Raw genomic sequence first — 12,035 nt, forward strand, 5'->3', positions numbered from 1 at the left:
GAGGGTTTCCATGGTCGAATCCGGACGGGCACAGACCGCGACCCGGCTGCTGCGCTCCTCGGCCGAGCACTCGTACGACCCGCAGGTGGAGATCGACTGGGACGCGCCGCTGGCCGAGGGCCGCTGGTTCACCCCGCAGCACCGCTCGACCCTCTACGGCACCGACCTGTGGGAGACGCTCACCGAGGAGCAGCGCATCACGCTGACCCGCCACGAGGTCGCCAGCATCGCCTCGCTCGGCGTCTGGTTCGAGACGATCCTGATGCAGCTGCTGATCCGCGAGTATCACCGCCAGGACCCGACCGCCGCGCACGCGCAGTACGCGCTGACCGAGATCGCCGACGAGTGCCGCCACTCGGTGATGTTCGGCCGCATGATCGAGAAGCTGGACTGCCCGGTCTACCGGGTCGGCGGCTTCGACGACGCCCTCGGCCGGTGGATCGCGGCGACCGCGACCGGCCCGCGGATGTACGCGGCCATCCTGATCGCCGAGGAGATCCTGGACGCGCTGCAGCGCGAGGCGTCCGCCGACGAGACGGTCCAGCCCCTGGTCCGGATGGTGTCGCGGATCCACGTCATCGAGGAGGCCCGGCACGTCCGCTACGCCCGCGAGGAGCTGGCCCGTCAGGTGCGCGCCGCCGGCACCCGCCGGCTCGCGTTCGACCGCCTCGTCATCGCGCGGGCCGCGTACCTGACCGGCCGCCGGATCGTCTCCCCGGCGGTCTACCGGTCGGTCGGCATCGACCCGGCGGCCGGCCGCCGGGCGGCGCTGGCCAACCCGAACCACCGCGAGACGATGCGCTGGGCCGGCGAGCGGGTGGTCGCCTACCTGCGGGACCTCGACCTGATCGGCGGCCCCGGCCTGGCGTTGTGGCGCCGCTCCCTGCTGCTATGAAATGTGGCATAAGTCGCACCCGGCAACCCCTGGTGGGCACCCCCGCTTTGACGATATGAGCCTGTGCGGACGGCTCGCTCGGCGGGCGCCCGCATTCGGACGTTGAGACGCGAGGTGTGCGGTGCCACGAGACAAGGAACAACTGACGGTCGCGACCGTGATCAACCCGGAGACCCGGGGCGTCGAGTGGGAGTCGCGCGTCGAGGAGTACGAGGACGGCGTGCTGGTCATGCCCGCCCCGCCGGAGGAGCTGGAGATCGCCCTCCCGGCCGACGACGACGTGATCAACATCGCCTGGAACCGCCCGCCGCACCGCTACCGGGTGCGCGCGGAGATGATGGCCTCCTCGAAGACGCGCTGGCGCCTGCGCGTCGTGAGCGACCCCGTGCCCGTCACCCGCCGGACCTTCTTCCGCGGCGGCGGCGGCGAGACGGCACAGCTTCGCCTCCAGGGCGACCGGAGCTGGCGCACCGCGAAAGTCGAGGACGTCAGCGAGGCCGCGCTGCGCTGCTACATCACCGACCAGCACTTCACCGAGGGCGACCCGGTGGACGCGAAGGTCGAGCTGGGCGACGACATCCTCGCGGTGAGCGGCACCGTGCTGCTCACCCGCGAGTCGGACAAGGCCAACGGCAACGACGCCGAGGTGGTCATCACCTACACGCTGGCCGAGAACCAGGCTCAGCAGGTCCGCCGCTACCTGCTCGAATGGCAGCTCGCCGAACGCCGCCGCGCCGCCGCGGCCGAGGACTAGACCCCCGGTCGCCGGTCCGTCAGCTCCGCGACCGCACCGGTCAGGTCCGGCCGGGTGCGCAGCAGATCCTCGAGCAGCACCCGCCACCGTCCGGCCTCGACATCGGCGGTGTGCCGGTCGCCGTCGGCGCGCGCCAGGAGCAGCCGCTGACGGGTCACGACGAACTGTTCGTGCAGCTCGCCACCGAGCCGGCTCTCCAGCCGGGCGCCGAAGTCCTCGGCGTTCGGGCCGGCGGCGGCACGTACGAACGCCAGGGCGGCATCCCAGGCGACTCTCGGCTGGTGAACGACCTTGACCATGGCTCCTCCTCCGGTGGCGACACGGCGATCGAGGCCGATGATTGCACAGTCGCGCCGCCGGCAGGGGCCGCTACCTGCCAGTGCCCCGTTTCGCACCCTGCCGATAACCCGTCGTCGCGTATCCATGGGGTCGACCTGAGGAAGGGCGGACGACATGGTGTCGACCAATGCGGCCACGGCCGTGCCGTCACGGCTGCGCCGGCACGCATGGCGGTACGTCAGTGCCGTCGGGGTCGCCGTCGTGCTGGTCGGCCCGCTCCTGCCGTGGGGCGCCACCCAGGCCCTGTACGGCGCCGCCGGGCTGGCCTCGATCGCCGCCGTGGTCTTCGGCATCCGGCTGCACCGGCCGGCGCAGGCTCGCCCGTGGTGGTTGCTGGTCGCCGCGGTCTTCGTGGCCACCGCCGGCAACGTGTACTGGTCGGTGGAGTTCACGCTCACCGGGCAGCGGATCCCGTTCGGGTCGGTGGGAGACCTGATCTATCTCAGCATGTACCCGCTGCTGATCGCCGCGCTCTGGACGATGGCCGGGCGCCGCGCCCGCCGGACCGGCATGGTCGACGCCGCCATCGTCACCTGTGGGCTGGCGGTGCTCATGTGGACCCTGGTCATCGACGGCTTCCTGGACGGGAGCCCGGTGACCGGGACCCGGCTGGCCGTGGCGATGGCGTTCCCCGTCTTCGACCTCGCGGTGGTCGCGGTCGCCGGCCGGCTGCTGTTCACCGGTGCCACGCCTCCGACGGCGCACCTGCTGGCCGCCGCCGTGGTCGCGCTGCTGACCGTGGCCGACATGGTGCACTTCGCCCACAGCGTCGGCAGCGTCACCGGACAGGTCGTGCACAACCCGGTCTCCACCGCCTGCTGGCTGCTCGGGCTGGTCGTCGCCGCCACCGCGGCCATGCACCCGTCGATCGGGCGCCCGACCGAGGCCGGCCCGCTGCGGCTGCGGTTCGGCGTCGAGGTGCGGCCCGTGGTGCAGATCGTGCTCGCACTGCTGGGCCCGGCCGTCACCGCGGTCTCCCTGCTCGACGAGCTCGTCGCCGGCAACGCGGAGCTCCTCGACATCCTGGTTCCGCTGGCCGCCACCGCCGCCATGTCGACGCTGCTGGTGATCCGCCAGCAGCAGCTCGCCCGGACCGCCACGGCCCGCGCTGTGGACCTGGTGGCCCAGGCCCAGGCCCTCACCGAGGCACTCGAGGAGCAGCGCGCGCTGCAGGATCGGCTGAGCCACCAGACCCTGCACGACCCACTCACCGGCCTGGCCAACCGGCTGCTGCTGCAGGAACGGCTGGGTCGCGCCCTGGCCCGCCGGGCCGGCGGGGCACACGGCCTGCTGCTGCTCGACCTGGACGGCTTCAAGGACGTCAACGAGACGCTCGGCCACCCGGTCGGCGACGAGCTGTTGATCGCGGTCGCGGCGCGGCTGGGCACCCTGCTGGGCGACGGCGACACGCTGGCCCGGCTCGGCGGCGACGAATTCGTCGTCCTGCTGGAGGAGGCCAGCCCGGAGCACACGGTCGGGGTGGCCACCGCGGTGCTGGAGGCGATCCGCCAGCCGTTCCTGCTCGACGGGGAGGAGCTGTCGCTGACGACCAGCGTCGGCCTGCACACGGTACGGGCGCCGGCCACCGTCGCGGACGCGCTCCGCGGCGCCGAACTGGCGCTGTACGCGGCGAAGGGCGCCGGCAAGAACCAGGTCACGGTCTACACCGACCGGCTGCGCAGCGAGCGGCAGGACTACGCCCAGACCGTGGCGGGGCTGCGCCGCGCCCTCAAGGACGACGAGTTCGTGCTGCACTACCAGCCGCTGGTGGAACTGGCGACCGGGGCCGTTCGCGGAGTCGAGGCGCTGCTGCGCTGGACCCCGCCCGGCGGGCGGCCGGTGCCGCCGGACGCCTTCATCCCGATCGCCGAACAGAGTGGCCTGATCGGCGCCATCGGGGACTGGGTGCTGCGCCGGGCCTGCACCGAGGCGCGGCCCTGGTACGAACGCCACGGCACCACGGTCTCGGTCAACGTGGCCGGCCCGCAGCTGCGCGACCCCGGATTCCCGGACACCGTGCTGCAGGTGCTGCACGACACCGGCCTGCCACCGCAGGCGCTGACCCTGGAGATCACCGAGACCGACCTGGTCGCCACCACGATGGCCGAGGCGGACGAGGTCGTCGCCCGGCTGGTCAGGATCCGCGAGTGGGGGGTCCGGGTCGCCATCGACGACTTCGGCACCGGCTACTCGTCCCTGTCGTACCTACGCCAGCTACCGGTCGACATCCTCAAGATCGACCGTGCGTTCATCCCACCGGACCGCGGCGACGCGGGCTTCCGGCCCGACGACCTGACCCTCACCCGGGCGATCGTGGACCTCGGCGCCAGCCTGCGGCTGACCACCGTAGCCGAGGGCGTGGAGACCGCCGGCCAGGCCGACCTGCTGCGCCAGCTGAACTGCCCACTGGTGCAGGGATACCACTTCTACCGGCCGATGCCCGCCCAGGACCTGGCGGCAGTCCTCACCGGATCGGTCGCGGTAGCCGCCTGACCAGCACCCCGGACCCGGAAACGCCGTCTCGCTGCGATCGGCAGGTCGATACGGGGCGTTCTGGATCGCCGCGTAGCGTATGGCGGGTGGGTGAGCGGCTCGAACCAGCGCAGTGGTACGGCGGCTTGCCGAGCTTCCTCGCCTCGGCGAGCGCACTGATCACGGACCCTTCGGGGGCGGTGCTCGTGGTGAAACCGACTACCGGGATCACTGGAATGTGCCGGGCGGGATCATGGAAGCCGGGGAACCGCCTCATCTGTGCTGCGCCCGTGAGGTCGCGGAGGAGCTGAGCCTGGAACTCGCCGTGGGCCGGTTGCTGGTTGTGGACTGGGTACCACCGACCGAGCAGCGCAAGGCCTGGTTCGGGTTCCTCTTCGACGGTGGCGTCCTTGAGGATCCGTCTCGCATCCTGTTGCAGTCGGAGGAGCTGGAGGAGTTCGCCTTCGCGACGCGATCGGATCTGCGGCAACGGCTGACGACGAACACGGCCGATCGCGTCGAGGCGGCGTTGCTTGCCCGAGAGTCCGGCGGTGTCGCCTACCTTTACGACGGAGTGACGGTGCACCACGCCAGCTCGGCGCCCCCGCGCGTCGTCTGATCGGCGGCGAGCAGCTCGCGGGCTTCGGATCTCCAGGTCGACACGGCTGGGTGCCGGGCGTGTGCGGCCAAGCCGGACGCGTACTCGTGGAGACGATCGCGGAGGCGCCGCGATCGCAGTTGCGCGGCGGCGAGCAGCGCGGCCCGGGCGGTCTGGAAAGGGCGCAAGGGGTTCTCCGTGGACCGGCTCGGTAGGTTGTCCGGCATGGCGGATGTCCGGCTGGAGCCGATGACCGAGGAGCAGTACAAGCCGTGGCGGGTCGAGACCGAGGGGGAGTACGCGCGGAGCGTCGCCGCGTCGGGACAGTCGGCGCGGGAGGCGGCCCGGATCGCCGCCGACACCTACGCGCAGTTGCTTCCCGGCGAGTACGACACCCCTGACCACCACTTCTGGTACGCCTACGACGGCGGCCAGCGGGTCGGTTTCCTCTGGATCAAGGTCACCCGCGACGCCGCGTTCGTCTACAACGTCGCCGTCGAACCCGGTCTGCGCCGCCGGGGACACGGCCGCGCGATCATGCTGGCGGCCGAGCGCTGGTGCCACGACAACGGGCTGACCAGAATCGGTCTGCACGTCTTCGCGCACAACACCGGCGCCCGGGCCCTCTACGAGCGGCTGGGCTTCGCCGAGACCGGCCGGAACATGGCCAAGGACCTGTGATCCGTACTATGAGGCTTATGTACCTTATGTCGGGTGGTCTCATCTGATCGGGCCGGGTGGGCTAGCGTCTTCCTCTCGTCGCCGAGCAGAGGGAGGGCCTGTGTCCAAGACGGGGGGAGTGTTCTGCGTCGAGGGCCAGTGGGAGGACGACCTGACCAGTCGCGGGTCCGTGCTGCCCACCCTCGAGCTGCTCGAACGTCTCGGCAGCATCCGCTTCATCCACCGGGACACGGCTACCACCGAGGAGCTGCACTACTACCTGGACAGCTGGCTGTCACGCAAGTACGCGGACTACAAGGTCGGTTTCTTCGCGCTGCACGGCCAGCCGACCCAGCTCTGCCTGACCAGCAAGCAGACGGTCGAGCTGGACGAGGTCGCGGCCTGGATGTCGGGGCGGTGCGGCGGGCGGACGCTGTACTTCGGCAGCTGCTCGGTGCTGCGCGCGTCGGACCGGGTGCTGCAGGACTTCCTGCACGAGACGAAGGCCTCGATGCTGTGCGGCTTCACCAAGGTGATCGACTGGGTGGAGTCGGCCGCCTTCGAGACGGTCGTGCTGAACACCCTGGTCAACGGCGGCAAGATCGACAGTACGGAGCGGTTGATGCGCTCGTCGCGCTGGACGGCGCTCTCGGATCATCTCGGCTTCCGCGCGGTGTACGCGAACGGGCGGTGACCGCCCGTCCGCGTACCCGCGTCCGCTACAGGGTGAGGGTCCAGGAGCGCAGGGTGCCGACGTCGATCGAGTAGACGTCCTGCACCCGCAGGGTCCAGGTGCCGTCCGCGGCCTCGCCCGACGCGTCGACCGTGTAGGTCGCGTCGACGTTGTCGGCGCTGTCCGAGCTGCTGCTGTTCTTCAGCCGGTACGCGGTGCCGTCCGGTGCGACCAGGTCGATGACCAGGTCACCGCGGTAGGTGTGGGTGATGTGCACCTCGGCGGTGGTGCCGGCCGAGGCGTTGCGCCCGCAGCCGTTGATCGCGATGGTGCTGGTCACGGCGGCGCCGGCGTCGGGGATGTCGACGGGGGTGGCGTTGCCGGCCGTGCAGCCCGGCGCGCCGACCACCGTCAGCGTGTACGTGGCCGAGTGGACGTCGTCGCCCGTACCGGTGATGGTGATCGGGTAGCTGCCGCCCGGGGTGGTCTCGCTGGTGGTCAGCGTCAGCACCGCCGAGGAGCCCGAGATCACGGAGGCCGGTTCGAAGGTGGCGGTCGCCCCGCTCGGCAGGCCGCCCGCGGTCAGGGCGACCGTCTGCTCCGCGCCGGCGGTGACCGTGGTGACGACGGTCGTGGTCAGCGCGGCGCCGGCCTGCACCTCGCCCGCGGCCGGTGAGGCCGCGATGGAGAAGTCGTTGCCGGTCACGTTGCAGGTGGGCTCGCCGGTCTGCGCCGGGACGCTGATCGCGTTCCAGGCGGCCTTGACCACGTTGAACTCCGCGCAGCTGCCGGGGTACAGGTTCTTCGCCGCGGTCAGGGTCGCGGTGCGGATGTTGGCGTACTTCCAGGTCGAGGTCTTAGCCTGCAGCGCGTTGTAGTAGATCTCGCCGGCCTTGCGGATGCCGATACCGGTCACCGTGCTCGAGTTGCACGTCGGGCTGGCCGGGCCACCGGAGGGTGCCGAGCCCTCGGCGGCCAGGTAGAACCAGTGGTTCAGCGGACCGGCCGCGGCGTGCACCTCGGTCGACGGGATCGCGGTCGACCAGCAGTTCGGGTCCCCGGCCAGAGACGGGTTGTACATGTGGCGGATCGGGCCCTGGCCGACCAGGTCGACCTCCTCGCCGACCTGGTAGTCGGGCGGGTCCAGCGGGCTGTTGGCGTACGCCTCGGTCAGCGCGCCGAAGATGTCACCGGTGGACTCGTTGATGCCGCCGTTCTCGTTGCCGCTGCCGGCGCCGCCCGGGGTGCTCTGGAAGATCGCGTGGCCCATCTCGTGCGCCACGACGTCGACGGGGGTGGCCTGGCGGTCGTTCGCCTGGTTGTGCCCGAAGTTGGTGTAGGTGCCGTTCCAGTACGCGTTCACGTCGGCCAGCCCGACCCGGATCGGCGGAGTGTTCCCGTTACCCAGGATTCCGTTGCGGCCGAACCAGCTGGAGAGCATGTCCGCCTGACGCTGGGCACCCCACAGCGCGTCGACACACGCCGTCTCGAGATTGGTGCCCGCGCCCGTGCCCCAGGCGTCGTCCGCGCCGGTGTACGCCGCGCCGTTCTGACCGCCGCACTTGAGGCCGGGCCGGGTCGTGTCGGTCATCGAGTACGCGCCCTCGGTGCCGCTGGTGTCCAGCGCGACCTCGCCGTAGTAGTAGCCGTTGCCGGTGCCCTCGCGCACGTCGTCGACCCGGTCCAGCACCGAGCCGGTCCGCGCGTCGACGAAGACGTGCAGGACGCTGGGCTTCCTGTCGGCCGTACGCCCGGACACGACCGTCTCCCAGGCCAGGCGCGGGGTGGCGACCCAGGCGAGCACGACCAGCTTGGCCGCCCGGACCTCGTCGACCTCGGCGAGCAGCGCCGCGGACGTGCGCTGCGCGGACGCGGCGGTGACCGTCGCCCGGGTGGCGACGTCGATGGTGGTGCCCTGCGCGACGGCGGTGCCCTTGACGGCGCCGGCGGCGTCCGTCGTGACCACCACGTCGCCGCCGACCACCGGCAGCCCGTCGTGCGTACGGGAATAGGTCACGTACCGCAGGCCGCGGGTGCCGTTGACCACGCCGGTGCGGTGCAGTTCGTCCTCGGGTGCCAGCCGCAGCGCCGGCGCGGTCGCGGCATCGGCGACCAGCCGGTCGGCCGCGGCCGCCGGGTCCGGCGCGGGTGCCCGTACCGGATAGGCGGCCGACGCGGGCGGGGCGGCCCAGACGGCGCACGCCGCGGTGACGGCCAGTGCGATGGCGGCTCGAGTTCGGCGCACGCTTCACTCCTTCCCTCGCCCCGGTCGGGAACGAGGTTCGTGGATGGGTGAAGTGAAATCTATTCATAGATGGCCGTCTGTGGAACAGATCATCGGAAACTTCGACTGATGGCAAGAAAGGCGACTTCGTAACGTCGTGGTGACAAGCGTCGGGTATGACCCGTTCGCCGGATCGGTCGCGTTACTGCGTCGCCGGGCGTGGGTGCGCCGGTTCAGAACGGCGAAAGGCCTGGTCAGCGGCGTGACGAAGGCGAAAGGACGACGCTGGGCGGCGTCTCCGGGAGGCAAGGTGGAGGCCGAACGCGACGCCAACGCACCAAGGAGCCGGCATGACCGCCCAGTACCCCGGCGGCCGCCGGCTGCCCCGCCGCGCCCTGCCGGCCCTCGCCGTGCTCGCGCTACTGGCCGGGTGCGGCACGGATCCCGCCGCGCCGGACCAGGTCGTCGCGGTGCCACCGTCGCCGTCCGTCGCTGCCCCGGCCCCGACGGCCGCGGCCCCTTCCGTCTCCGCACCGCCGGTCACCAAGAAGGCGGCGCCGCGCGGCGGACCCGTGCCGTTCCAGGCGGGCCGGGCGATGCTCGGCTCCTACCTCGCGCTGGACGGCATGTCGCTCGCGGACAGCCTCGCGCTGCGCCGCCGCCAGCTCGGCCGCGACCAGCGCATCGTGCACGTCTTCTACCCCTGGGACGGCTACGTCCCCGCGTCCGAGCCGGCCGTCGACCGGGCCAGCACGCTGATGGTCTCCTGGCACGGCGCGCCGTACGCCACCGTCAACGACGGCTCGTCCGACCGCAACATCGCCCGGGTCGCCCGCAGACTGGCCGGGATGAAGCGGCCGATCCTGCTGCGCTGGGGCTGGGAGATGAACGGCGACTGGTTCGAGTGGGACGGCGCGCACAACGACCGCGACGCCGCCGGCTACGTCAAGGCGTGGCGCCGCATGCACCGCATCTTCCGCGAGCAGGGCGCCTCCAACGTCGCCTGGGTCTGGAGCCCGAACTGGAACTCGGCGCCGAACGTGTCCTGGAACCGTTTCCAGCGCTACTACCCCGGCGACGCCTACGTCGACTGGGTGGGCGTCTCCGGCTACGACTTCTACTCCGAGACGCCGAGGACCCTGTTCAGCGCCGTCTGCGAGGCGTACGGAAAACGCAAGCCGATCATTCTGAGCGAGACCGCCGCGGTCGACGGCGGTTCCATCAGCAAGGCGGCGTGGATCGGGAAGCTCTCGTCCTGGGTCGAGGACACCCCGGCCGTCGGCGCCGTGGTCTGGTTCGACACCGACACCCAGGAGGACTCCGCGCACGACTTCCGGCCGGACACGGACCGCCGGGCGCTGGCCGCGTACCGGGAGATGGCGCGCAGCGAGCGGTTCTCCGGCTGATCAGGGGGTGCGCCCACCTGGAACGTGTGCTGACATGGATCTCGTGAACGTCTTCGCCGCGGTGCCGCGGCCGTGAGCGGGGTCATCGACGCGGCGTTCGCGGCGGCCGAGTCGGCGGCCCGGGCCGCCGGGGTGGTGGTCCGGCCGGTGTCCGGCCTGGCCGAGCTGGAGGCCCTGGACCGGCTGCTCGCCGGGATCTGGCAGGGCGACGCGGAGGGGCCGCTGCTGACCACCGAGCTGCTGCGGGCCCTGGCGAAGTCCGGCAACTACGTCGCGGGCGCCTACGACGGCGCCACCCCGGTCGGCGCCGCGGTCGCGTTCTTCTCCGCGCCGGCGAACCGCGAGCTGCACAGCCACATCACGGGCGTCGGCCCCGCCGGTGCCGGCCGTGGCGTCGGCTACGCCCTCAAGCTGCACCAGCGCGCCTGGGCGCTGCGGCAGGGCGCCACCGTGATCAGCTGGACCTTCGACCCGCTCGTCGCCCGCAACGCCTACTTCAACCTGGCGAAGCTCGGCGCGGTGCCGGCCGAGTACCTGCCGAACTTCTACGGCGCGATGCACGACCGGATCAACGGCGACGACGACAGCGACCGGCTGCTGGTGTACTGGGATCTCCTCGCGCCCGCGGGCCGCCCGTGCCACGCCCGGCCGGACACCGCGACCGTCGCGCTGCGCCGCGGGCCCGACGGCGGACCCCTGCCGGGCTCGCTGCACGGGCAGACCGTGCTGGTGGCGGTGCCCGAGGACGTCGAGGCGCTGCGCCGGGCGGCCGCGGACGTCGCCGGTCGGTGGCGGGTCGCCGTCCGCGACGCGCTGACCGCCCTGCTCGGCGACGGGCTGCGGTTCGCCGGCTTCGACCGCGCCGGCTGGTATGTGCTCACCCGCGCCCCTGCGGGGCGGCGGCCATGAAGATCGAGGGCATCGAACTGCGCCGCGTCAGCATGCCGCTGGTCACCCCTTTCAGAACCTCATTCGGTACGGAGACAGAGCGCGACATTCTGCTGCTGCGGGTGGTCACCGGCGAGGCCGAGGGGTGGGGCGAGTGCGTGGCGATGGCGAGCCCCCGGTACTCGTCCGAGTACGCCGACGCGGCCGCCGACGTGCTGCGCCGCTTCCTGATCCCGGCGCTCGCGGCGGCACCGCGGCTGGACGCGTACGCGGTGGGGCCCGCGCTCGCCGCGTTCAAGGGCCACCGGATGGCCAAGGCCGCGCTGGAGACCGCCGTGCTCGACGCCGAGCTGCGCGAGCAGGGCCGCCCGCTGGCCCGCGAGCTCGGCGCCGTGCGCGAGCGGGTGCCGTGCGGCGTCTCGGTCGGCATCATGTCGTCGATCGGTGAGCTGCTCGACGCGGTCGGCGGCTACCTCGACGCCGGCTACCGGCGGATCAAGCTGAAGATCGAGCCGGGCTGGGACGTCGAGCCGGTACGGGCGGTCCGCGAGCGGTTCGGCCCCGACGTGCTGCTGCAGGTGGACGCGAACACGGCGTACACCCTGGCGGACGCGCGGCACCTCGCCCGGCTCGACCCGTTCGGCCTGCTGCTGATCGAGCAGCCGCTGGACGAGGAGGACCTGCTCGGCCACGCCGAGCTGGCGCGGCGGATCGGCACCCCGGTGTGCCTCGACGAGTCGATCACCTCCGCCCGTACGGCGGCCGCGGCCATCACGCTCGGCGCGGCGGCGATCGTCAACGTGAAGCCCGGCCGGGTCGGCGGCTACCTGGAGGCCCGCCGCATCCACGACGTCTGCGCCGCGCACGGCGTGCCGGTCTGGTGCGGCGGGATGCTCGAGACCGGCCTGGGCCGGGCCGCGAACGTCGCGCTGGCCGCGCTGCCGGGCTTCACCCTGCCCGGCGACACGTCCGCGTCCGACCGCTACTACCGCACCGATCTCACCGCGCCGTTCGTCCTGGACGACGGTCACCTGCCGGTCCCCACCGGACCGGGCCTCGGCGTCGAGCCGATTCCGGAGCTCCTGCGGGAGATCACCACCGAGACGGAGTGGATCCCGCTGTAATT

11 protein-coding genes are annotated in these 12,035 nt (G+C 72.1%); 9 read left to right on the top strand and 2 right to left on the bottom strand.

The window, feature by feature from the left end; translation table 11 throughout:
- Window positions 1-10 precede the first annotated feature (10 nt).
- Both ACIBSW_RS22780 and ACIBSW_RS22785 read left to right on the top strand, forming a co-directional pair.
- Window positions 11-895 (top strand): diiron oxygenase, encoded by an 885-nt coding sequence (locus ACIBSW_RS22780; protein ID WP_354729420.1) that lies wholly within the window; start codon window positions 11-13, stop codon window positions 893-895.
- Between the two features lie 121 nt (window positions 896-1,016).
- Window positions 1,017-1,649 carry a hypothetical protein gene (locus ACIBSW_RS22785; protein ID WP_354729419.1) on the top strand — a complete coding sequence of 211 codons (633 nt, stop codon included), beginning with the start codon at window positions 1,017-1,019 and terminating at the stop codon, window positions 1,647-1,649.
- Here the strand turns inward: ACIBSW_RS22785 and ACIBSW_RS22790 are convergent.
- Window positions 1,646-1,948, bottom strand: coding sequence for a hypothetical protein (locus ACIBSW_RS22790; protein WP_354729417.1), 303 nt, complete (start codon window positions 1,946-1,948; stop codon window positions 1,646-1,648). The genes ACIBSW_RS22785 and ACIBSW_RS22790 overlap by 4 nt on opposite strands.
- 154 nt (window positions 1,949-2,102) lie before the next feature.
- On the opposite strand from ACIBSW_RS22790, the gene ACIBSW_RS22795 reads away from it, so the two are divergent.
- From ACIBSW_RS22795 to ACIBSW_RS22810, 4 genes are all read left to right on the top strand, one after another.
- Window positions 2,103-4,481 (top strand): bifunctional diguanylate cyclase/phosphodiesterase, encoded by a 2,379-nt coding sequence (locus ACIBSW_RS22795; protein ID WP_354729415.1) that lies wholly within the window; start codon window positions 2,103-2,105, stop codon window positions 4,479-4,481.
- 112 nt (window positions 4,482-4,593) lie between these two features.
- On the top strand, window positions 4,594-5,079 hold the full coding sequence (locus ACIBSW_RS22800) for an NUDIX hydrolase (protein ID WP_354729413.1): 486 nt from the start codon (window positions 4,594-4,596) through the stop codon (window positions 5,077-5,079).
- 204 nt (window positions 5,080-5,283) lie between these two features.
- Window positions 5,284-5,739 (top strand): GNAT family N-acetyltransferase, encoded by a 456-nt coding sequence (locus tag ACIBSW_RS22805; RefSeq protein WP_354729411.1) that lies wholly within the window; start codon window positions 5,284-5,286, stop codon window positions 5,737-5,739.
- Between the two features lie 100 nt (window positions 5,740-5,839).
- Entirely contained in the window at window positions 5,840-6,412 is a 573-nt protein-coding gene (locus ACIBSW_RS22810) for a DUF6642 family protein (RefSeq protein WP_354729409.1), read from the top strand.
- A gap of 25 nt (window positions 6,413-6,437) precedes the next feature.
- Here the strand turns inward: ACIBSW_RS22810 and ACIBSW_RS22815 are convergent, their stop codons facing one another.
- Complete coding sequence (locus ACIBSW_RS22815; protein ID WP_354729407.1) at window positions 6,438-8,636, bottom strand: M4 family metallopeptidase; 2,199 nt, start codon at window positions 8,634-8,636, stop codon at window positions 6,438-6,440.
- A 329-nt stretch (window positions 8,637-8,965) separates the two neighbouring features.
- Here ACIBSW_RS22815 and ACIBSW_RS22820 point away from each other — a divergent pair, with 329 nt between their 5' ends.
- The 3 genes from ACIBSW_RS22820 (at window position 8,966) to menC (ending at window position 12,033) form a co-directional block, all read left to right on the top strand.
- The gene (locus ACIBSW_RS22820; RefSeq protein ID WP_354729405.1) at window positions 8,966-10,021 is read left to right on the top strand and encodes a glycosyl hydrolase; all 1,056 of its coding nucleotides are present in this window, start codon (window positions 8,966-8,968) and stop codon (window positions 10,019-10,021) included.
- 72 nt (window positions 10,022-10,093) lie between these two features.
- Window positions 10,094-10,930, top strand: coding sequence for a GNAT family N-acetyltransferase (locus tag ACIBSW_RS22825; RefSeq protein ID WP_404799427.1), 837 nt, complete (start codon window positions 10,094-10,096; stop codon window positions 10,928-10,930).
- Window positions 10,927-12,033: an o-succinylbenzoate synthase gene (gene menC, locus ACIBSW_RS22830; RefSeq protein WP_354728589.1), complete on the top strand. Its 1,107-nt coding sequence runs from the start codon at window positions 10,927-10,929 to the stop codon at window positions 12,031-12,033. The genes ACIBSW_RS22825 and menC overlap by 4 nt, the downstream gene beginning before the upstream one ends.
- Window positions 12,034-12,035 lie beyond the last annotated feature (2 nt).

The organism is Actinoplanes sp. NPDC049668, from assembly GCF_044465445.1.
Taxonomy (GTDB): Bacteria; Actinomycetota; Actinomycetes; order Mycobacteriales; family Micromonosporaceae; genus Actinoplanes.